The organism is Tychonema sp. LEGE 07196 (assembly GCF_963890365.1).
GTDB lineage: Bacteria > Cyanobacteriota > Cyanobacteriia > Cyanobacteriales > Microcoleaceae > Microcoleus.
This window is the reverse complement of record NZ_CAWPRX010000216.1, coordinates 1-22,409: the sequence shown is the minus strand read 5'-3', so window position 1 is coordinate 22,409 and position 22,409 is coordinate 1. Positions and strand designations below refer to the sequence as shown.

14 protein-coding genes are annotated in these 22,409 nt (G+C 45.5%); 11 read left to right on the top strand and 3 right to left on the bottom strand.

Features of this window, described 5'->3' with window-relative positions; all coding sequences use genetic code 11:
• The first annotated feature begins 157 nt into the window (after positions 1–157).
• From AACV78_RS27785 to AACV78_RS27760, 6 genes are all read left to right on the top strand, one after another.
• Positions 158–421, top strand: coding sequence for a hypothetical protein (locus tag AACV78_RS27785; protein WP_194010791.1), 264 nt, complete (start codon positions 158–160; stop codon positions 419–421).
• 532 nt (positions 422–953) lie between these two features.
• Entirely contained in the window at positions 954–1,802 is an 849-nt protein-coding gene (locus tag AACV78_RS27780; RefSeq protein WP_194010792.1) for a 3'(2'),5'-bisphosphate nucleotidase CysQ family protein, read from the top strand.
• Between the two features lie 231 nt (positions 1,803–2,033).
• Positions 2,034–2,714, top strand: coding sequence for a Crp/Fnr family transcriptional regulator (locus AACV78_RS27775; RefSeq protein ID WP_194010793.1), 681 nt, complete (start codon positions 2,034–2,036; stop codon positions 2,712–2,714).
• The gene (locus AACV78_RS27770) at positions 2,711–4,639 is read left to right on the top strand and encodes a M61 family metallopeptidase (RefSeq protein ID WP_194010794.1); all 1,929 of its coding nucleotides are present in this window, start codon (positions 2,711–2,713) and stop codon (positions 4,637–4,639) included. Before AACV78_RS27775 ends, AACV78_RS27770 begins: the two co-directional genes overlap by 4 nt.
• Before the next feature lie 139 nt (positions 4,640–4,778).
• Positions 4,779–5,252 carry a TerB family tellurite resistance protein gene (locus AACV78_RS27765; RefSeq protein ID WP_194010795.1) on the top strand — a complete coding sequence of 158 codons (474 nt, stop codon included), beginning with the start codon at positions 4,779–4,781 and terminating at the stop codon, positions 5,250–5,252.
• A gap of 252 nt (positions 5,253–5,504) precedes the next feature.
• Complete coding sequence (locus AACV78_RS27760; RefSeq protein WP_194010796.1) at positions 5,505–11,396, top strand: AAA family ATPase; 5,892 nt, start codon at positions 5,505–5,507, stop codon at positions 11,394–11,396.
• A 186-nt stretch (positions 11,397–11,582) separates the two neighbouring features.
• Here AACV78_RS27760 and AACV78_RS27755 read toward each other — a convergent pair whose 3' ends face one another.
• Together AACV78_RS27755 and AACV78_RS27750 are read right to left on the bottom strand one after the other, a co-directional pair.
• Entirely contained in the window at positions 11,583–12,113 is a 531-nt protein-coding gene (locus AACV78_RS27755) for a peptidoglycan-binding domain-containing protein (protein ID WP_194010797.1), read from the bottom strand.
• Positions 12,114–12,338: 225 nt separating this feature from the next.
• The gene (locus AACV78_RS27750) at positions 12,339–14,054 is read right to left on the bottom strand and encodes an NAD(P)H-hydrate dehydratase (RefSeq protein ID WP_194010798.1); all 1,716 of its coding nucleotides are present in this window, start codon (positions 14,052–14,054) and stop codon (positions 12,339–12,341) included.
• 388 nt (positions 14,055–14,442) lie between these two features.
• Between AACV78_RS27750 and mnmA the strand changes: the two genes are divergently transcribed.
• Entirely contained in the window at positions 14,443–15,534 is a 1,092-nt protein-coding gene (mnmA, locus tag AACV78_RS27745; protein ID WP_194010799.1) for a tRNA 2-thiouridine(34) synthase MnmA, read from the top strand.
• A gap of 200 nt (positions 15,535–15,734) precedes the next feature.
• On the opposite strand, the gene AACV78_RS27740 is transcribed toward mnmA, so the two are convergent.
• Positions 15,735–16,289 carry a hypothetical protein gene (locus AACV78_RS27740; protein WP_194010800.1) on the bottom strand — a complete coding sequence of 185 codons (555 nt, stop codon included), beginning with the start codon at positions 16,287–16,289 and terminating at the stop codon, positions 15,735–15,737.
• Between the two features lie 1,275 nt (positions 16,290–17,564).
• Here AACV78_RS27740 and AACV78_RS27735 point away from each other — a divergent pair.
• The 4 genes from AACV78_RS27735 to AACV78_RS27720 all read left to right on the top strand — a co-directional run bounded on the left by AACV78_RS27735 (position 17,565) and on the right by AACV78_RS27720 (position 22,150).
• The gene (locus AACV78_RS27735; RefSeq protein ID WP_194010805.1) at positions 17,565–17,738 is read left to right on the top strand and encodes a hypothetical protein; all 174 of its coding nucleotides are present in this window, start codon (positions 17,565–17,567) and stop codon (positions 17,736–17,738) included.
• Between the two features lie 70 nt (positions 17,739–17,808).
• The gene (locus AACV78_RS27730; RefSeq protein ID WP_194010801.1) at positions 17,809–19,284 is read left to right on the top strand and encodes an adenylate/guanylate cyclase domain-containing protein; all 1,476 of its coding nucleotides are present in this window, start codon (positions 17,809–17,811) and stop codon (positions 19,282–19,284) included.
• A 404-nt stretch (positions 19,285–19,688) separates the two neighbouring features.
• Positions 19,689–21,329: an ABC transporter substrate-binding protein gene (locus tag AACV78_RS27725; protein ID WP_194010804.1), complete on the top strand. Its 1,641-nt coding sequence runs from the start codon at positions 19,689–19,691 to the stop codon at positions 21,327–21,329.
• Positions 21,330–21,490: 161 nt separating this feature from the next.
• Positions 21,491–22,150 carry a pentapeptide repeat-containing protein gene (locus AACV78_RS27720; RefSeq protein ID WP_194010802.1) on the top strand — a complete coding sequence of 220 codons (660 nt, stop codon included), beginning with the start codon at positions 21,491–21,493 and terminating at the stop codon, positions 22,148–22,150.
• The last annotated feature ends 259 nt before the right edge of the window (positions 22,151–22,409 follow it).

Sequence of the window (22,409 nt, the reverse complement as noted above, 5' to 3'; positions counted from 1 at the left end):
GATTGGTGTTGCGCTACAAGCAGCCTAGGGTTTGATATCATGTCCGATCGATTTACCGATATAAAATTGGTTCGCAGTGCAGTTGAGTCAGCAATCCCAGCGCCTATGCAAGTCCCCGTTTGTTTGAGGGCTGGCGCAGGCGGCGAACAAATCAATTTTGTCGGCTAAACCGAAGAGTTTGAGGGCGACTCGGCCGCGCAGCCGATCGATATTGGGGAAATATACAACAATTTTGGGGCGATCTGGTTTAGCGCCGCACAGCACCGCCACTGGAATGCCAATGTCCTCGCCGGTACAAAATATCACATCGTCGCTGCTGACTCGATCGGATAATTTGCGCGCTGCGGCCCAATGTTCGGGTTTAGAAGAAATTTTCGATCGCAGTTTGTCGAGGGAGAATATCGCTTCGCCGTCCGGGTAGTGAACGGTGGCATTTAAGCTGTCTCTCAGAGCCCGCAGGACGTGTCTGGGGCATTTTCCGAGTTGGGATAGGGTTCAATGCCATCGAGGTCTATTTTGCGACCTAACGCTAAATGGTATTTCAAAATATTCTCCTTATAATGCTGGTGCTGGCACGAATTAACTTAACCTCAGAAGATTCTATCCTAGGAGATTGCCAGGAGAATCCTGTCTGGGGCTGGTACAGCAACTGCCCGATCGCCCTGGCAAACGGAGTTTCAAGGACACCCGCGATCGAATCCTGTACGAGTCAAAAACAGTGACAAGCGAATTTCAAAGGTGGTACCCGCCACGTACTCGATCCGTGGAATCAATCCGTCGAATCAATCGGGAGCATCTAAAATCTCAAATCCTCAAGCTCCCGAATTTATCCGTGGAATCAATCCAAAATCTAAAATCTAAAATCTAAAATCGAATGACAGAGGTCGATCGATCGATTCAAATGAACTAAGATTTTATCCTGAAAGTTAGCTAAAACATTTATTTTAAACCTCATGTATATTTCTCCAGAACAAGACCAAAAAATTCGCTACACCATGCGCCAGTGCGGCCAGGAAGCCTACAAGCTGGCGGCGCAACCTTTTGAAGTTTGCCAGAAAGGCCCGGACGACTACGTGACGAGTATCGATCGCTACTTAGACAGACAATTATCGGCAGCATTTAACGCTTTGTTTCCTGAAGACGGCACGATCGCAGAGGAAAACATCGCCTCCAGAGCAGCTTACTCGGCCAATTACCAGCGGCTGTGGTGCATCGATCCGATCGACGGGACGGAGGGATTTATTCAGGGAAAACAGCACTACGCCGTGATGGTGGGGCTGCTGGTGGAGGCCGAACCAGTGGCCGGTTGGATCTATGCTCCGGCTTTTGACAAAATGTATTTTGGGGGCAAAGATTGGGGATTGTTCCAAAGTGTCGCAGCCGCCGCGCCGCAGCCGATCGTCCCGTGCCAGCCGGAGGCTCCGACACCAGAAAACTGTAAAATTATTCTCGGAGACAAAGACCAAAAAAACTACGCCCGGGCGATCGCCCAAAGCATCCCCGGTGCCGAATTTTACTCGCTCGGCAGTTTTGGCTTAAAAGTGATGGAAGTCATACAAGGTCGAGCCGGTTTGTACCTGTATTTCAACGGCAGAGTTAAAGTGTGGGATACCGCCGGCCCCCTGGCTCTAGCAAAAGCCGCCGGATTGGTTTGTTGCGACTTGCAAGGTCAACCGCTGAGGTGGACGAAAGACGCGATCGATCCGGAGTCCCTGGCTCACACGCAGTCGATCGCAATCGGCTGGCCGGACTACATAGAATCTCTGTTGGGCAAAGTTCAAAAGGCACTGACACTTTTGTAAACCCGTTTAAAATTAAAGAATCTGCCAATTTTAAGTGAAGCGCGCCTCTGTACCCTTATCATCAATTAGATAAGCTGCCAGAAGCAAGTTTCACTGTGTCTGAGATGTCGGTCTCGTTCGCTTTGTGTCAATCTTATCGTAGCAGCAACAAATTGTTGGTTTTCTCTAACAGCGATCGTTCCTTAGCTGTTCGCTGTGGCTCAATCATATTTCCCACCTCCGCGAGTTTGCATGAAGACAGAAGCTTTCAGTGAGCTGTTCCCCCTATTTAAGGGTGCCAACCCAGAAACCTTGGGAGGGCTGCTATCAAATGCCGTCAAGCATGAGTATCCCCCGGGCCGAGCTGTAGTCATGGAGGATTCTTGGGGCAACGCGATTTACTTTGTCGTGTCGGGCTGGGTAAAAGTCCGTCGCTTGTCAAAAGATCGAGCTGTATCGATGGCTATTTTAGGACGGGGTGCTTTCTTCGGCGAAATGGCGATTCTTGACGAATCTCCGCGATCGAATGACGTACTCGCTCTATCGCCCGTGCGGCTGATCAGCGTCACCGCCCAGCGATTTATCCAAACCCTGTTTAAAGATCCGCAATTGCACCACCGGATGCTGCAACTGATGGTACGGCGGCTCCGCCAAACCAATCAGCGCTCTCAACTGAGCAACCGCCAACCAGCGGTTAAACTAGCAAATACCTTAGTCGAGCTGGCAGAAAACTACGGTCAAAAAACCGTTGAAGGCAAAGATATCTTTAACATCCCCTATCAAGACTTAGCTGATGTGACAGATATCACCTTAGATGAAACCAGCAAAATTATGGAAAAACTCGATAGTAAAGGCTGGCTCAAAATCGACCCAGAGCGCCAAACTATCCATTTGATCAATCTCAAGCACTTGATTAATTTGGCAAGTCAATGACTGATGTTACTGCTTTGGATATCTCGCCGGCAGCCGGCAACTCGATCGCGCAGCGAACAGCACCGACAATTCAATATTGGGTGGCGATGCCCAATCCCGAATCCCACCTGTTTGAAGTGACTTTGCGCGTGCAAGGTTGGTCTGGGCCGGTGCTGGATTTGAAAATGCCTGTCTGGACTCCCGGTTCTTACTTGATTCGAGAGTACGCCCGCCACCTGCAAGATTTTCGAGCGCGATCGGGCGATTCCCCAGGGGATAGCTCTGCTTCACGAACTTTACCTTGGCGCAAAATTAGCAAAAATCACTGGCAAATCGAGACAAATTCAGTGTCAGATGTCACGGTTTGCTACCGGATTTTTGCCAACGAACTAACAGTGCGAACCAATCATTTAGACTCGACTCACGGTTATTTCAATCCAGCAGCTTTGTGCTTTTTCTTGCCCGGTTTTGAGCGCAATACTTACACCGTGACAGTTGTGCCGCCGCAGCCCCAATGGCGCACGGTAACAACTTTGCCTCCGGTTTCCGGGCAGGATATGACTTTTGCTGCTGCCGATTTTGATACCCTGGCCGACAGTCCTTTTGAGATTGGCTGTCACGAAGCTTACGATTTTGAAGTAATGGGAAAACCCCACCAGCTAGTTGTTTGGGGGAAAGGCAATTTAGAAGTGGATCGGGCGATTAAAGATATTAAAAAAGTCATTGAAGTTGAGGCCGAAATGTTCGGCGGTTTGCCTTACGAACGGTATGTGTTTTTGCTGCATTTGTCCGGCTCCGGTTTTGGCGGCTTGGAACACAAGGAAAGCTGCACTCTCAACTATCCGCGTTTTGGTTTTCGGGCTAAGGAAAAATACGAACGCTTTATTCAATTGGTGGCTCACGAGTTTTTTCACCTCTGGAATGTCAAGCGAATTAGACCGAAAGCTCTCGAAGTATTTGACTATGAACAAGAAAATTATACTCCTTCTTTATGGTTTTCTGAAGGCACGACCAGTTATTACGATTTGGTGATTCCTTTTCGTTCTGGTCTCTACAATGTGAAAGGTTTTTTCCAAAATTTATCGAAGGAAATTACTCGCTTGGAGACGACTCCGGGGCGGAAGGTGCAGCCGGCAAGCGAATCGAGCTGGGATGCTTGGATTAAACTTTATCGCAGAGATGCTAATAGCGACAATTCGCAGATTTCCTATTATTTGAAAGGGGAACTTGTTTCGTTTTTGCTCGATTTGTTGATTCGAGCCAAACACGGTAACTCGCGATCGCTCGATGATGTGATGCGTTTGATGTGGCAGCAGTTTGGTAAGGGTGGTTCTGCTGAAAATGAAGATTTTGACCTGAAGCCGCCAACAGAGGCAAAGCCGGGGCAGATAACATCAAACGGACGGTTAAATTCTGATGCGCGACCGACAGAAATCGGCTTTACTCCCGAACAGTTGCGCATTGCGATCGAGTCCGTCGCCGATATGGATTTGAGCGACTTTTTTGCGCGGTATGTAGACGGCACAGAAGAGCTGCCTTACAACGAATATCTCGAACCTTTCGGGCTGCAAATTTCGGTAGATGAAACCAACCAAATTCCTCGCACCGGTTGGACGCTGGGATCGGAAAACGGGCGGGAAATGATTAAATTTGTCGAAGCAGAATCTCCGGCGCAGTTGGCCGGAATTGACGCTGGGGACGAGTTGCTGGCGATCGCGGGTTTTCGGGTAGCAAACGCAGAACAAGCTGGCGAAAGGCTAAAAGATTACCAGCCTGGTGACACCTTAGAGGTGACAGTGTTTCACCAAGACGAACTTCGGACTTGTTCTGTTACTCTCGCCCGCCCGCGCCCGGGCCGTTACTCGATCGTACCGGTGGAAAAGCCCACTGCTATTCAGAAACAAAACTTTACTGGATGGCTGGGTGTTCCCCTATCGCACTTGTGACATCATGGTTAGTAGTCAGTTGTTATTTGGCAGTTGGCAGTTAGCAGTTGGCAGTTGGCAGTTGGGCGTGGCCATTAGCTAATAACAAATAACAAATAACAACTAACAACTAACTAATAACAAATTACCAATTTAAATTATGCAAACCCCACAACCTCCATCAATTACGCCCCGCCAAATGAACCTGCTGAGAATAGTTGCTTCAATGGCCTGGGCTGACGGCGAACTAGCCACAACAGAAGTTAATTTAATGCTCGATCGCTTTTGCAGTTTGTTTGCTGCGGATGCCGACCGAGAACCAATGCAGCAGGAACTCCGGGATTACATCATGCAAAATATCCCCCTTGACGAGTTAATTCACCAACTCGAAACTCAAGCAGAAAAGGAATTAGTTTTGCAACTAGGCTATCAAGTCATTGCTTCTAGTTCTCGCACTCCCGACGAACCAAAAATTAACGCAGAAGAAGCTGCAGCTTATCAAAAATTAGTGCAGTTGCTGAATCTTCCAGAGGATGCGGTGAAGCGTATTGAAGCCGAAGCTTCGGCGGCAGATGATTCCGAGGGAATTGTAGAGAAGATGGCTCAGAAATTAGAAAATTTCATCAAAGGCTAGATCGAAACCATCGGCGGTTGAAACCGCGCCAGCAGTCAAAATTGCGTGCACTTGCCTGCAGGTTCGCAAAAATAATGGAATTTCAACCGTCCAGTCTTTTTCAACCCGCTATCGCAGGATTTTGTTTGTATAAACCTGGTTTAAATAGGTAGTTTTTTAATCTTTTTATCTCGGTAATTTATCTCTGTTTTTTGTATTCAGCAGGGTGCACTCTAGAATTAGAAACCAATATACTGACAGGAATCAAAAATTATGCTGCCAGCTTTAAGGATTTCTGACTATGACTTGCAAGAACTCATCCATCAAGGAACTAACACGGTTATTTATCGGGCGGTGTCGCTGACAAACCGACAGCCTGCCATCCTCAAAGTTTTAAATACAGAATATCCTACCCTAGAACAAATAACTCGCTTAAAACACGAATATCAGATCGCCGCGTATCTCGATTGCCAGTATACCGTCAAAGTCGATCGCCTAGAAACTCACCCGAATTGCTTGGTATTAGTCTTAGAAGATTTTGGAGGCATCTCCCTCGAACAGTGGATGGCAAGGCTTCAGAATGCTGCTGGCAGCACAAATGTTACCGCCGCAGCAACGGCACCTTACCAATTGGCGATCGCCCAATTCTTAAACATCGCCATCCAATTAGCAAAAGCTTTAGTATTCCTGCATCAAAATCAAATTATTCATAAAGACATCAAGCCAGCTAATATTATCATCAACCCCGAAACAATGCAAGTAAAACTTGCAGATTTCAGCATTGCTTCGCGGTTAAATAAAGAAACCCCGCACTTAAAAAATCCCGATCGCCTAGAAGGAACTCTCGCCTATATGTCCCCGGAACAAACCGGGCGGATGAATCGCGCTGTAGACTACCGCAGCGACTTCTACTCTCTAGGTGTCACCTTTTACAAATTGCTGACAGGAAAATTGCCATTTGACAGCAAAGATCCGCTGGAATTAGTCCACTGTCACATTGCCAAACAACCAATTCCCCTTCAACAATTAAATCCGCAAATTCCCCCAGTCTTAACCGAAATTTCGGAAAAACTGATGGCCAAAAATGCCGAAGATAGGTATCAAACAGCAACCGGATTGTTAGCAGATTTAGAACGCTGCCAGAATCAAATCGAGGATTCAGGGAAACTGTCTAATTTTATTCCCGGACAACTAGATGCCATGAGTCAGTTGTTAATTCCGCAAAAACTTTACGGGCGAGAAAAACAAATAGCACAATTATTGCAAGCCTTCGATCGAGTCAGCAAAGGCAGCAGCGAAATAATCTTAATCGGTGGCTATTCCGGGATTGGCAAATCAGCATTAGTCCACGAAATTCTGCGTAATTTAACCATGCAGCGCGGATACTTGGTTTCGGGGAAATTTGACCAATTCAAGCGCAATGTTCCCTATGCTTGTTTTAATCAAGCCATGCGGAGTTTGGTGCAGCAGATTTTGACTGAAAGCCAAGCTCAAATTGAGTTGTGGCGGGAAAAATTGCTCGATGTTTTGGACGCTAATGCTGGAATTGCGATCGAAGCCATCCCCGAATTAAAGTTAATTTTAGGCCCGCAACCAGACGTAGCAGAACTCGGGGCGCTCGAATCTCAAAACCGCTTCAACCGAGTGATGCAGCAGTTACTTCAAGCAATTGCTACCGCCGAACATCCCTTAGTAATGTTTCTCGACGACGGCCAGTGGATAGATGCTGCAACAGTCAATTTGTACGAAAAAAATTGCCTCGAAAAAATCCCTTACTTGCTAGTAATTGTTGCTTATCGGGATAACGAAGTCGGTTCGACGCATCCATTTATGCTAGCGAATGAGGCAATTCGAGCCGCTGGCATTCCGATAACAGCTATTACTTTAGAACCGCTAACAATTGACAGCGCCATTCAACTAATTGCTGAAACTTTGAGATGTGCTGCTGAAACAGCGAGTCCGCTGGCGAATTTGCTCGTGCAAAAAACTGACGGAAATCCATTTTTTCTCAAACAACTGGTGAAATATTTGCATCAAAAAGATTGGTTGAGATTTAACCCGCAGGCTGCCGAGTGGCAGTGGGATATTAAACATATTCAAAGCCAGGAAATTTCTGAAAACGTTGTCGATTTGATGGTAAATAAAATTCAAACTTTGTCAAGTGCAACCCAGCGAATTTTGCAATTGGCTGCTTGTATAAACAATCAGTTTAGTTTGGATGTGCTGTCGGTTGCTAGCGGACAAATTTGGACTCAAACAGCGCAGGATTTGTGGGAAGCGTTGCAGGTGGGATTGATTTTACCTGTAGGTAATAGCTATCGAATTCCGCAAGTATTTGAGCTGGAAGAGTTGAATAAGTTGGGGGAAACGGCCGGAGATGTGTGCTACAAATTTATGCACGATCGCGTTCAACAAGCTGCTTATGCTATGATTCCTGACGTACAGAAAGAACCTGTTCATTTGGCGATCGGGCGTTTGTTGCTGCACAGAAGTACCGCAGCCCAACGGGAAGAACGAATTTTTGATATTGTTAATCATTTGAATTTTGCTGGCGGGTTGATTTGCGAGTTAAACGAAAAGTATGAATTAGCCCAGTTAAATTTGCAGGCGGGCCAAACTGCGAAAGCTGCTTCTGCGTTTGAAACGGCGCTGAGTTTTTTCCAGTCGGGCTGCAACTGTTTGCCGGCCCAAAGCTGGGAAGATAATTATGTGTTAACTTTGGCGCTGTATTTTGAATTGGGCGAAGCTGAATATTTGAATGGGAAAAATGACGAAGCTTTGGCAATTCTAGACTTCATTTTGCCTCAAACTCAGACATTTTTAGAACGGTGTCGGATTAATGAGTTGAAAGTGACTTGTCTGCGGATGAAAAATGATTTACCTGCTGCTTATCAGTTAGTTATCGAAACGCTGCAATTGTTGGGAATTGAGTTTGAAGCGTACCCGGATGATGGGTATTTGCTGCGGGAGTTGGCGAAGACGAAGGAGATGATTGGGGAATCCATCGTAGATTTAGCCGATTTACCGACACTCACCGATCCGCTGCAACTCGCCGCCCACCGGATTTTGAAAGAACTTTACCCCATTGTTTACTTTACCAGTCCCAACGCTCAATTTTTGTGCGCGATGAAGTTGGTGCAGGCGACAATCGAACACGGAAATTGCCGGATTTCCGCTTTTGGCTACATTGTGTATGCCTTTACTTTAATTGTTAAATATGGCGAAATTGAGGCTGGTTTGGCAGCAGGAGAACTGGGTTTGACTCTCTACGAACGCTGGGATGCTAAAGAGTTAAGCGCTTATATTTTCTTGCTGTGGGGGGCTTGTTTGCACTACATCAAACATATTGATGAGTCCAAGTTTTTTATCCTCAAAGCTTTTAATAGCGGTTTAGAGACAGGTGCTTATCAGTGGTCGGGATATGCAGCGATCAATTGTCTTTGGTTCAGCTTTTTCGGCAATGAATCGCTGCAAAAAACCACCGCAGTTGTGGAGGAATTTTCACCTATTTTGCAAAAATTTGACCGCAATATGCTAGCATTTTTTATGTTAAATAAATCTGCAATTGCTCGGCTTACTCGTGCTGCCGAGAATGTAGAAAATCCCCCAAATTTCATCGACGAAGAGTCGCTATTAGAATTTGCTGAAGCCTCGGCAGATTTGATGACTTCTTTTATGGTTTATCTCTACAGACTAACCGTGGCGAATTGGTTTGGCGAGGTCGATCGAGCATTAGAATATGCAAATATGGGTGTTAAATTTTTGGCAGGTGCTGCGGGCGTTTTTCTGAGTCCGGTTTTTTGCTTCCACCGCGCTATAGCCCTTGCTGCTGCTTGTAAAAATGCCAGCGAGGGCGATCGCCAACTATACCTAAAACAGCTTAATATTTGCCTGGAAGAACTTCTAGAGTTTGCGAAAAACTGCCCTGCAAATTACCAGCACAAATATTTAGCCATCCGGGCGGAAGCGGGGCGGTTGTCGGGACAAAAGTATGAGGCGGCAGAATGCTACGATAGTGCGATCGCCCTCGCAATAGAAAACGGCTTCATTCAAGATGCAGCGCTGATTAATGAATTAGCTGCCCGATTTTATTTATCCCAAAATCGGCTGATTTTCGTCAAAAATTATATCAGCAATGCCAGAGTTTGCTACATCCAGTGGGGCGCAACAGCGAAAGTCCGCCAACTCGAACAATACTATGGGAATTTATTTCCTGAAACTGTCGAGTCGCGGATCGGTGCAACTGTAACTGCGAGTACATCTAGTCATGCTAATCTCTTGGATTTAGCAACGGTAATCAAAGCCTCTGGGGCAATTTATAGTGAAATTGTTTTAGAAAAGTTGTTAAAAAAACTGCTGCAAATCATCTTAGAAAATGCTGGCGCACAGAAAGGCTGTATTATATTAGAAAGAGGCGGGCAACTGTTTGTTGAAGTCTCGGATACTAACCTGCATGACTCAGCAACCTTTCAGGAATCAATGCTGCTTGAAAACAGTTCAGATGTTCCTATTTCTCTAGTCAAGTATGTTGGGATAACTCAGCAACCACTGGTATTGAGCGATGCAAGTCAAGAAACAATTTACCAAGCGGATAGTTACATTCAAAATTGCCAACCAAAATCGATTTTATGCGCGCCGATTTTGTATCAAACCCAGTTGATTGGCATTGTATATTTAGAGAATAATCTGGCAACAGGAGCATTTACGCGCGATCGCCTGGAACTGTTGCAGTTATTAACGGCACAAGCGGCGATCGCCATTGAAAACGCCCGCATCTACGCCCAGGAACAACACAAATCCCGCCAGTTGGCTGAATCTCTTGAAAGCCTGCAACAGTCCCAAGTCGAACTTATCCAAAAAGAACAAGAGTACCGCAGCATATTTGAGACAGTAGCAGACGGACTTTCGCTGATAGATTTGCAGACTGGTAAAGTCGTCGCAGCTAACCCAGCACTCTCTCAAATTTTTGGCTATTCTCAGGAAGAGTTTTTGGAGTTAAATCCGCCAGACTATATTATGCCAGAGTATCTGCATTTATTCGCCCAGTTCCAACAAACTGTCAGCAGACGCGAACAATTTACCTGTCAAGCTGTCATACAGAGAAAAGACGGTACGCTGTGCGATATTGAGATAAAATCGAACTTTTTTGAGTACGGCGGCAAACCTCACGCCCTGGTAATTAATCGGGATATTAGCGATCGCAAGCGCGCCGAAAAAGCTCTGCAAACATCGGAAGATCAATTGAAACAAAAAGCTGAAGATTTAGAAGCAACACTCGTTCAACTGCAACAAGCTCAAGCACAATTAATTCAAACAGAAAAAATCTCGCAACTCGGACAACTCGTGGCTGGAGTGGCCCACGAAGTAAACAATCCTGTCAGCTTTATTTCTGGCAATTTGCATCATGCCAAAGAATATGTTAGCGATTTAATAAATTTACTCCAAATTTATCAAGACAACTTTCCCGAGCCAGGGCCACAAGTTTTAGATGAAATAGAAGCGATTGAATTAGAATATTTAGTAGAAGATTTGCCGAAGATGATTGACTCGATGAGATTGGGAACGGATCGTATTGGCGACATCATGCAATCTTTGCGGAATTATTCGCGTAGCGACGGGATTGAGAAAAAACCGGCCAATCTTCATGAAGGAATTGATACCACATTAATGATTTTAGCACATCGGTTGAAAGCGTCTGGCGATCGCCCTGCCATTAAAATCATCAAAAATTACGAGGAATTGCCTCAAATAGAATGCTATCCGGGGCAACTAAATCAGGTATTTATGAATTTGCTAGCCAACGCGATCGATGCTCTGGAAGAATCTAATGTTGGTAAAACCTACAAAGAAATTGAGAACAACCCCAATACGATTACAATTTCGACCTCTATTGCCAACTTGGGCGAAAAACTTATCGATTCTACCGTAAAGATTCGGATAGCTGACAATGGAATTGGGATGCCAGAAAACATCAAAGAAAAATTGTTTACGCCATTTTTTACAACCAAAGTAGAAGGTAAAGGAACCGGATTTGGACTGCCAATTTGCCACGATATAGTTACCAAAAAACACGGGGGAACGTTAGAATGTTGTTCGTGGCCGGGAAGGGGAACAGAATTTGCGATCGCCATTCCGGTACACAGCATTCCTATCAAGGATAATTAGGACATTCGGCAAAGCTCGGACTTGGCGATTGACATCAATTCCGGTTGCACCGTCAGGTGATTGTTGACTCTTGATTGTTGACTCGATTTTATGATTCCGATGTAACCGGAAACGATATGACATCGATACTATACAAAAAAAAGTCCGCCTGCGCGGACTAATAAATAAAGTGAATCCAACCAGTCATTAGTGCGGTAACTTGCTGAGGGCGTGCCAAGTTCTGTAGCCGACAATTCCATCTTGCGGTAAAGCCTTGCTAATTTGCAATTGTCGCACTGCTACATCTGTCATTGTCCCGAAGAATCCGTCAATGGAACCGAAATAGTATCCATTGATTTTGAGGACATTCTGAACAATTTTTACAGTATTACCAGAACTGCCTTTCATCAGGATGGGCATATTCACAGGTGCACCAGAGTATAGTGCTTCCCAAGTCAGGGAAGCGACAACCCCATCTTCCTTTAAGAAGACGCAGTGTTGATAGGCTTTGACTGCTTGTTGAACTTGCACGCCGAAGATACCGTCAATCGGGCCGAAATAATATGCCCAATGATATAGAAGCTGTTGTAGTTCCTTGACAGCTTGACCTGTTGAACCCATTTGTAAAGTGGGTTTGTTGACTCGAGCGGTTTCAGCAAATGCAATATTTGATTGAGCTGTAGTATCCGCCACGAGAGCCATAGTTTCATTGTTGGTGCTTCTTTCTTCGGTATACATAATGTGATTCCTTTCCAGATTTAAGTTTTGGTCTTTGATATTTCAGGTATAACTGTTAGGTTTTATGATTGCACAGTCACTTTTTCAAGCGTCACTTTTTCAAGCGTCACTTTTTCAAGCGTCACTCGTTTGAGTGTCGCTCGTTTGAGTGTCACTCGTTTGAGTGTCGCTCGTTTGAGTTAGCAAAGTGTGAATTGTTAACGGATTCGGTGCGCGGTGCAAGGGTTACAAAATACTGTTGATTGTTTCCCGATCGCATTCTCGCAATGTAGGAATTAAATACTGTGTCAAAGTAAAGGCATCTACTCCTAATTCTGTCCGTTCTTTGGCTGCCATGATTGCGGCTCGAGCGTGCCACCAAACTGCTGTTGCTGCCACTGCTTGAGGGGGAGATTTGCGGGCGATCCTCTTCGTTGGCGCAGCCCCCGTAGGGGCGGGCTTCGCTAACGCACCTGCTAACAGTCCCCCTAACAAGCCGGTGAGAACGTCGCCGCTGCCCCCTCTGGCGAGGGCTGGGGTGCTTTCGGGATTGAGATAGGTGACGGTACGCGCGGCGTAGCTATCCTGTAGGGAATCGCCGTCATCCTTCCAACTTATGCAAACTTTCGCTCCTTTGAACAACACGACTGCACCGCAAAGCTCAGCCGCGGCTTGAGTTGCGGCAATTCGACTATCGCCTGTTTTGCCGGCTAATTCGGGAAACAAACGCTTAAATTCGCCCTGGTGAGGCGTGATAATTGTCAGTGCTCGGCGTTCCGACAAAATCGGGATTGTGCCGAGTTGAGCGAGGATATTTAAACCGTCGGCATCTAAAACCAGAGGTCGATCGCTATCTAGTAGAGATTCTACAGCGATCGCGGCTTCCAATGTCAGACCGGGCCCAGCGGCGATCGCATCGTAACTGCTCAAATCTATTGCTACCGGCAACTCGCTAATTGCACCGCTTGAAGTTTCAGGACATCCGATAACTAAAGCCTCTGGCAAATGACTGCTCAACATCGGTTTAATCGACTCAGGAACAGCAATTGACAGCATTCCGACACCGCTTGCTCTTGCTCCCAACGCTGACAAAATTGCGGCTCCGGTGTAGCGGCGGGAACCTGCAATAATTAGTATGTTACCGTTGGTGTATTTGTACGAAATTGGCGATCGGGGCAAGGGCAAATGCTGGATTGCCAATGCTTTGGTAATGCGTTGGATTGCTGGCGAATCACCCAATATTGCTGCAATATCTGCGACGGGAATATCAAAATCAATTAATTCACAACTGCCGATATATTCTAACGCTTGGTCTTGCAGAAAAGCCATTTTCCACAATCCCAAACACAATGTGTGTTTTGCCCTGATTGCCCTCCCCAAAACTGCTCCGGTATCTGTATGAATTCCCGATGGAATATCTATACTAAAAATGGGTATGTTTAAATTATTTATTTCGTCAATAGCGGCGGCTGTGAAATTGGTAATTTCTCGTTCCAATCCAAACCCAAATAAACCATCGATTAGTAAATCGCAGTTGTTCAGAGATTCAACTTTGTCAACAAAGGGAATCTTTAAAGAACGGGCATAATCAGCATGACTTTTTGTAAGTTCTTTAAACTTAGAAAACGGGCAGTAAATAACTACGGGAAATCCTTGAAAGTGCAATTCGCGAGCCACAACCAAAGCATCGCCGCCGTTATGTCCGGGCCCAACTAATACGCCTATCGCTGGCAACGCCGAATTAACAATTTTTTTCCCTTCTTCCCTTTTCCTGCTATCCGTTAAATCCCGTACATTGCTTGTTACCGAACTTTCCTCTTCCTTCAAGAGCGCCTGAATGCGTTTGGCAATCAATCCGGCGACTTTTTCCATTAAAGCTGCTACTGGCATTCCAGCAGCAAATATTCTCGCTTCTATTTGCCGCATTTGGTCGGCGGTGACAACAAATTTTTGAATAGTCATAAGTAGAGGGAAGAAGTCATTAGTCATTAGTCATTAGTCATTAGTCATTAGTCATCAGTCATTAGTCATCAGTCATCAGTCATTAGTCATCAGTCATCAGTCATCAGTCATTAGTCATCAGTCATTAGTCATCAGTGCTGTCGCCTCCGAGCTTTCGGTACAACGTCATCAGGAAGAGGGAAGAAGGAAGAGGGAAGAAGGAAGAAGAAGGAAGAGATACGCAGTAAGCCTTTGAGCGATCGGTATTTTACGTTTAATTAGGTGGCTTTACTTATTAGTGCTAAAATTTCAGCTAACAGCAGCAGTACCATTTTGTAGTATACTTGTGGTATAATCAATTAGCTCGATCGCACAAAGTAACAGTAAAATAGCAAATTGTCTCCGAATCATGAACAAGATTGTTGTAGGCCTCTCCGGCGGGGTCGATAGTTCCGCAGCAGCCGCAATTTTACACCATCAGGGCTATGAAGTGGTGGGTTTAACGCTGTGGCTGATGAAAGGCAAAGGTCAGTGCTGCTCTGAGGGAATGGTCGATGCCGCTAAACTTTGCGAAGATTTGGGCGTTCCTCACCACATTGTGGACAGCCGCGAGGTCTTTCAAGCAAGTATTGTCGATTATTTGGTGGACGGTTACAGTGCAGGAGTGACGCCTTTGCCTTGTTCGCAGTGCAATAAAACTGTGAAGTTTGGGCCGATGCTCAAGTATGCTCGCGAAGAATTAGGAATTGAAAAGATTGCGACGGGACACTACGCTCGCATTACCTATGATACTGCTACGGGTCGCTATCAGTTGCTGCGGGCGATCGACCCTGGCAAAGACCAGTCTTATTTCTTGTACGATTTAACACAAGATTTACTTGCCGGTACGGAGTTTCCTTTGGGGGAAATTACCAAGACAGAAACTCGCAGAATTGCCGCGGAATTTGGCTTGAGCACTGCCGACAAGCCGGAAAGTCAGGATTTGTGCTTGGTGGAAAGTAACGGTTCGATGCGGGCTTTTCTGGACAAGTACATTGCGCCACAAAAGGGTGACATTGTTGACAAGACCGGCCGGGTGCTCGGACAGCACGACGGCGTGCACCACTACACCATCGGCCAGCGGAAAGGCCTCGGCATTGCTGCACCGGAACCGTTGTATGTGATTGAACTTGATGCTGGTGCTAATCGGGTAATTGTGGGCGATCGCCAGTTGGCGGTAGAATCTGAGTGTAATGTCGATCGGGTAAATTGGGTTTCTGTCGCTCAACCGACTGCTCCGATTCGGGCTTCTGTACAAATTCGCTATCGATCGCACCCCGTCCCCGCTACAATTATTCCTGTAGAAACCTCCCAAGCCGACGAAAAAGCCTGCGGTACAAGAGTCAAAATAATTTTTGACGAACCGCAGTTGAGCATTACCCCCGGACAAGCCGCTGTTTGGTATGACGGAGACGTGCTGTTGGGCGGCGGCATCATAGAAAGAAATCAACTTCCCAAATAAGACAGCGGTTGAAACCGCCTCTGTACTTGGCTTGCACCCGCGACTCGACTGAGCTTAGCCGAACGTTAGGCGAGCGGGTGGAAGAAGACTGGGAAATTGAAATTATCAGTCAACAGTCAACAGTCAACAGTTAACAGTCAACAGTTAACAGTCAACAGTCAACAGTCAACAGTCATGTATGAGTGCAACCGGAATTGATATTATTTCTTTTCCAAGCGCAACATATTTCCCCTAGCATTGGTGCGGTAAACCCAAGTTTTGCCGCCATCAGAAACTACAACCCGCCAACCTTCCACAATCATTTGGCCGCAAATTTCATCAGCCTTCGCCAGTCCCAAACAAGTATTCGGCCAACTTTGCAGTTTCGATTCAGTTACTTTCAACTTGTCAGCAGAAATTCCAGTTTGGCGCGACAAATCTTGGCGAACTGCTGCTGCTACAGTTGCCGGCAATTGGTTCGGGGGATTTGGGCGCGCGTTTTCTGCCAAATTGTCGGGAGAGGAAATTAAACTATTTAGTGCTAATCGGGAAGAGCTAATTTTTTGAGAAACCGCCGTTGACTGCTCTGGGCTTTCCCACCGGGGGAGGGAATCTTTGAGAGCCACCGCGTTAGCCTCGGCGCTATGTACGAGCGGCGGATAAACTTCCCAAACCACAATTCCTGTCAGGACGACAGCCAATATCAAAGGATTCGGTTGCTTTTGGGTTCGGTTTTGATTTTTTTGAGAGTTATTTTCGGAGCTTCGTTCGATCATGGGTCTTCTGCCTCACTTTACACTCTGGCGCGATCGAGAGCGATCGCTCAAAAGCAAATACAGTCCCGGACGCACCGGTAGTCAGAAATCGGGTTTTTGGGTCTAGATGCGTCCATAACTGAAATGTTTATTTAGATACTGCTGTTGCTGCCATTTATTGCTTTGTGCAGAACCGACTGGAGGGCCGGTGCGGCACAAGTATTTTATCTTCGCTGCGGGTGCTGATGTTTCAAGAAAATTGCACTACCGAGTTATTAATTAATTTTTACTTTTAATCTGCGGGTATCTAGAAAAATTTAGCCCTAAGTAAATATTCTGAAAAGAATCTGATGGTGGTCGAGAATCTCAGTACAAATAACTATCGATTGTCCCAAAACTACTAAAGGTGTTTTAGACTGTGGGAGACGAGCTGAGCCAGCGCTCTCAAACCGATGCAGCACAATCTGTTTCCGCAGAACGGGCAGGCATTACAACTTCAGCCAATTATTTTCATTGTAGCATTTTATTCTTAAAGTGCGATCGAAGCGTCATTTTTAGATTGTAGATTGTAGATTTTATATTATTGTATATTTTAAATTTTAGATAGTAGATGGTAAATTTTAGATGAATTACCGGAGGTTTAAGCAAACAGTGTTGGACGCATCAATGCCACATAAACCGGGATTTGATCGGGATTAAAGGTCTGGATGCAGTATTTTTGCCCGTCAAACGCGGTTGATCACCAAAGAGTGCGAAAGTGTTACAAAAGTCTAAGATTTTGAACTTTCCACAGTCCTGCAGCAGCCTGTATCCGTTGTTGGGGGGAGTCAAAAATACTTTAGTAGCGATCGCTACTTTTTTAGTAAGATATTGTTGAAATAAATCGATTATGAACAAAAAATCCCTCGCAATCCCTTTAAGGAATCGGCTGAGCTATCCTCAAAAATTCACCTTAATATCTAAGGGACTTTTTCGCGACAATCGAAATTCAGACACAAGATTACCATATCTGCTACGATCCAGCAACGGCAACCGTGAGTTTTGTTGGCTCTCTCATGCTGAGCCGGCTTGGGGTGTACCCGCCGATAGCACAGTTGCTCGGCGAGGTGCCAGACTCCGAACCGGCGAAAATTACCCTCAATTTGCAGCAGTTAGAATTTTTGAACAGTTCGGGCATAAATCAATACGGTTTACTTAAGACGATCCCCCCTAACCCCCCTTAAAAAGGGGGGAACAAGAATCCCCTCAAAGTCCCCCTTCTTAAGGGGGATTTAGGGGGATCTCCGGGGCATAAATATGTTAAGTAAACCGTATTGGGGCATAAATATGCTGTCGAAGTTTATAATCGAGCAGCGCAAAAAAGCTCTAGTGCAAATGGCAGCGCAAAGCTCTCAACGCATAGCTTGGGAGGGTAAATCGTTGAAGAATTTGCAACGCCTGATGCCTGGTTTGCCGTTGGAATTAGTATAGACACGCGGTTACTTTTATGATGCAGGCTGTTGAGCAATTTTCTGTTAGTAGAGGTGCAAATTCTCGGGTTATGCTGGAAGAACAACCATCTAGAGAACAGCTACTTTTAGAGATAGAAAGATTGCGCCAGCAAGTGGCAGACTTGAAGGAGGAAAAAGCAGATCTGAAAATCTTGCTGAAAACTACTGCTCAACATTCCGATACGGTTGAAACCCAGTTGCGCGATCGGGCATTGGAGGCGGTGCGGGAAGGCGAAATTAAGCTGGCTCAATTTCTGGAAGCGATTCCAATAGGCGTAGCCGTGCTCGATTCTGAAGGCAAACCTTATTACGTCAATCACGCCGGACAGCAGTTACTCGGTAAAGGGGTTTTGCCCTTAAATACAGTTGATAAATTGTCAGATATTTATCAAATTTATATCGCGGGAACTGATACTATTTACCCTTTCGATAATTTGCCGATCGTTCGAGCTTTTAGGGGTGAAATTTCGACTGCTGACGATATGGAAGTTCATCAACCAGACCGTAAAATTCCTATTGAAGGTTGGGGAACGCCAATTTTTGACGAGGCTGGTAAAGTTGCTTTTGCGATTGCAATTTTTCAAGATATCACGAAACGCAAACAAGCTGAAACCGACCGTCAGGAATTGATTAAAAAACTATTTGAAGTCAATCAAAATTTAGAAAAATCTCTGGATGTTGAATCAGACTCAACCGATGCCTACGGGCGATTTGTGCCGCATCAATTTTTAAATTTATTGGGATATGAAAGTATTCTTGATGTTAATTTAGGCGACCAAGTGCAGGAGGAAATGTCGGTGTTATTTGGCGACATCCGCAACTTCACGACGCTTTCGGAAACTATGACACCGCAAGAGAATTTCAATTTTATCAATGCTTACCTCTCGCGGATGGAGCCGGCTATTACTAGCAATAATGGCTTTATAGATAAATACATCGGCGATGCAATTATGGCTTTATTTAGTGACTGTGCTGATGATGCTGTGAAAGCTGGTATTGCGATGCTACACACCCTGACTGATTACAACCAACACCGTCAAAGTGTCGGCTACATCCCAATTCAAATTGGCATTGGTATCAATTCGGGTTCTTTGATGCTGGGGACAGTCGGCGGCGCAAGCCGAATGGACACCACTGTGATTAGCGATGCTGTTAATTTGGCATCTCGGATTGAAGGATTGACTAAAGATTACGGCGTACCTCTGTTAATTTCTCAGCAGACTTTGGAACGGTTGCGAAATCCTGCTGATTATGCTATTCGGATTGTGGATAAAGTACAGGTTAAAGGAAAATCTCAATATGTCGTAGTCTATGAGGTGTTTGATGCAGATCCTGCGGAAATTCTTGGGGCAAAGCTAGCAAATTTGCCCGTATATACTGAAGCGATGTTATTGTGCGATCGCAAGGAGTTTCGAGAAGCGGGAAAATTGTTTGAAGAGTGTTTGCGGACAAATCCGAGCGATCGGGTAGCTCGCATTTACCTGAAACGCTGTCGGGATTGGCGATCGCTCCTCAAGGGACTTTAGTTATTGGTTAGTTGTTATTAGTTAGTTGTTATTAGTTAGTTGTTATTGGTTAGTTGTTATTGGTTAGTTGTTATTTTAGCTGCTCGCGAAGTCTAAGGCTGGTCATCTTGCCCGATCGCGATTTGTGAGCTAGCGTAGCCTTAGCAAGTCGAAGGGTGGTTATTTTAGCCGATCGCGAAGTCGAAGGTTAGTCATTAGTCTTTGATTAACTTGTTCTCCGGCTCTGCGAAATGAACCCATATACAGAGGTTCTGCTTCGTTTGGAAAAAATTCAAATCTTAACTTCTTTCCAGGCTATTCCTGGGAACGAGTAGTAAAACATCTACCAAGAAACCGGATTTCTAGTCTAAAAGTGCGTAAGTCCTGATAATATATTGAGTAATTTGGAGTATCAAGAAAATACGATGGCAATTAACAAGCGACAGCCGAGAATATCTATAAAACCTTCAGTGATTAAAGTTATAGCTCTGTTCTGTCTGTGCTGCTTGTTAACTGCAAGCTGCTCCCAGAGGGCCTCTCGCTCGCCCAATTCGCCCCAAAACGATCGCGTGACGATCGGCACAACCTTGAAATTGCGGACGATCGACCCTGCAGACGCCTACGAAATTATATCAGGACAACTGCTACGCAACTTGGGCGACACTCTCTACACCTACAAGTCGGGAACTACTGAGTTAATCCCCAGCTTGGCCACCGCAATGCCAAAAATTAGCAACGACGGATTGACATATACAATTCCCTTGCGTCAAGGCGTGATTTTTCACGACGAAACACCGTTTAACGCCGCAGCAATGGAATTTTCGTTGCAGCGGTTTATCAAAAATGGTGGCCGTCCATCTTTCTTGCTGGGCGATGCAGTAGAATCGGTGAAAGCGACGGGCGAATACGAATTAACTTTTCAACTCAAAAAGCCTTTTGCTGCTTTTCCTTCCCTGCTGACATTTGCCGGCCTTTGTCCCATTTCTCCGACAGCTTACGAGATTGGAGACGGTAAATTTAAACCCGATACGTTTGTGGGAACTGGACGCTATAAACTGGCGAAGTACGGCAGCGATTCTCTCAAGTTTGACGCATTCGATAAGTATTGGGGGGAAAAACCTGTTAATTCAGGAATTGATTTGTTGCTACTTTCTAGTTCGTCAAATTTGTTCAATACTTTTCGGATAGGTGCGATCGATGTGGCTTATTTGTCTCTGGATGCAGACCAAGTTCGCAGCTTAGACGAGGGCTCGAAAAAAGGGAAATGGCAGGAAATCGCTGGGGAAAGCAGTACAGTTAGTTATATGACGCTGAATATCAAGTCTCAACCCCTGGATAAGTTAGAAGTGAGACAGGCGATCGCCTCCGTGATGGATCGCCCCCTGATTAACGATCGCGTACTCCGGGGACAAGCCCAGCCACTGTACAGTCTGATTCCCACAACCTTCGACGTTAACAAGCCCGTGTTTAAAGAACTTTACGGCGACGCGAACACAGCCAAAGCCAAGGAATTGTTAACAAAAGCGGGATATTCGGCCGCCAATCCTTTTATTCTGCAAATTTGGTATCCTTCTGCTTCCACAAAGCGATCGTTAGTTGCGAGTACGATCGAGGCGCTAGCCAAGCTAAAAATGGACGGGATAATGCAGGTAGAAGTTAACAGCGTTGAATCTCCGACTTTGTTTCAGAATATAGAGAAGGGGATTTATCCTGCGGTTTTGGTGGATTGGTACGCCGATTTTTTTGACGCTGACAATTACATTCAGCCGTTTTTGGATTGTGACGCGGGTTCGGCGGCCACCGGGTGCGAAAAGGGTGCGAGTCAGGGTCAGGGTTCGTTTTATTATAGCGATCGAGTAAATCAACTTATCGACCAGCAACGCAAAGAATTAAACCCCCAAACCCGGAAAGCTTTGTTTGGCGAAATTCAGGACATACTAGGTAGAGATGTACCTTTCATCCCTCTTTGGCAGGATAAGGACTATACTTTTGCTCAGAACAACATCAGCGGTGTCCGTTTAGAACGGACGCAATCCTTTCCCTTTTGGTTCCTGAAAAAGCAATAATTGTTTACAATGATTTTGAGGAATTGAAACGTCAATAATTTTATCATGTTGTGTGCATAATAGGGTGATGATTGTCACAGTTTATCGAAGAGACCGATCACCCAACTCTCTAGAAATATGTGGGATATTATTAAAAGAGAGATATCGCCGAGGGTGAGTATATGAAATTTGGAATTTTAACAACAACAGCGCTACTGATTGCAATGGGTTTTGCTTCTGGAGTCAAAGCAGAAAACGTATCGCAAGTCAAGCAACTATTAGAAACTAAAGAATGTACCAAGTGTGACTTGACAGGAGCGCAGCTTGCTGGTGCGGATCTCAGCGGAGCCGACTTGACCGGAGCGAATTTGAGCGGAGCGAATTTGAACGGTGCTAATCTCAATGAAGCAAAACTGAATCAAGCCAATCTGCAACAAGCTAAATTGCAAGGTGCGAGTTTAATTGCCGCTAGAATGCACGGAGTAAATTTGCAGGGCGCTGATTTAACCAAGGCTAATCTGAGTCTGGCGGGTTTAGTAATTGCCAGCTTGAAAAATACCAACCTCACCAACGCTAATTTAGTGGGCGCTAACTTAGAAAGTGCAAATTTGGCTGGCGCAAATATGAAAAATGCTCGCCAGTCCATAGCGAATTTAGCTAATGTCAGCCTCAGAGGTGGCAGTTTGTCGGGAATCGACGTACTGGGAGTTAACTTGCGGGATGCAAATTTGACCGGTGCTAATTTGACTGGTGCTAATTTGAACGGTTCGGACTTGACCGGTGCTAATTTAATGAATGCAAATATGGCAAATGTAGATTTAAAAAATGCTGCTTTACCGTAGGACGATCGCCAATTGCTAAATCAGATGCTCGTTTTTAACAAGCTTAATATTATCCTGTAGGGGCCATTTCCGAAATGGCCCCTACAGTTATAATTGTAGGATTTATCTCGTTTCCTGTCGCCGCGCGGGTGATTGTCCGGTGCGCGGCGCTTTTCCCTGACATCGTTTCCGGTTGCATAGGAATAATAAAATCGAGTCAACAGTCAACAGTCAACAGTAGAACTCTTGCAAAAATCTAAAGCACCCCACCCCAACCCTC

Bases quoted from the DNA above. Each gene is read 5' to 3' on its own strand.
- AACV78_RS27780 (WP_194010792.1), top strand. From the start codon at position 954: ATGTATATTTCTCCAGAACAAGACCAAAAAATTCGCTACACCATGCGC.
- AACV78_RS27775 (WP_194010793.1), top strand. From the start codon at position 2,034: ATGAAGACAGAAGCTTTCAGTGAGCTGTTCCCCCTATTTAAGGGTGCC.
- AACV78_RS27770 (WP_194010794.1), top strand. From the start codon at position 2,711: ATGACTGATGTTACTGCTTTGGATATCTCGCCGGCAGCCGGCAACTCG.
- AACV78_RS27765 (WP_194010795.1), top strand. From the start codon at position 4,779: ATGCAAACCCCACAACCTCCATCAATTACGCCCCGCCAAATGAACCTG.
- AACV78_RS27760 (WP_194010796.1), top strand. From the start codon at position 5,505: ATGCTGCCAGCTTTAAGGATTTCTGACTATGACTTGCAAGAACTCATC.
- AACV78_RS27755 (WP_194010797.1), bottom strand. From the start codon at position 12,113: ATGTATACCGAAGAAAGAAGCACCAACAATGAAACTATGGCTCTCGTG.
- AACV78_RS27750 (WP_194010798.1), bottom strand. From the start codon at position 14,054: ATGACTATTCAAAAATTTGTTGTCACCGCCGACCAAATGCGGCAAATA.
- mnmA (WP_194010799.1), top strand. From the start codon at position 14,443: ATGAACAAGATTGTTGTAGGCCTCTCCGGCGGGGTCGATAGTTCCGCA.
- AACV78_RS27740 (WP_194010800.1), bottom strand. From the start codon at position 16,289: ATGATCGAACGAAGCTCCGAAAATAACTCTCAAAAAAATCAAAACCGA.
- AACV78_RS27735 (WP_194010805.1), top strand. From the start codon at position 17,565: ATGTTAAGTAAACCGTATTGGGGCATAAATATGCTGTCGAAGTTTATA.
- AACV78_RS27730 (WP_194010801.1), top strand. From the start codon at position 17,809: ATGCTGGAAGAACAACCATCTAGAGAACAGCTACTTTTAGAGATAGAA.
- AACV78_RS27725 (WP_194010804.1), top strand. From the start codon at position 19,689: ATGGCAATTAACAAGCGACAGCCGAGAATATCTATAAAACCTTCAGTG.
- AACV78_RS27720 (WP_194010802.1), top strand. From the start codon at position 21,491: ATGAAATTTGGAATTTTAACAACAACAGCGCTACTGATTGCAATGGGT.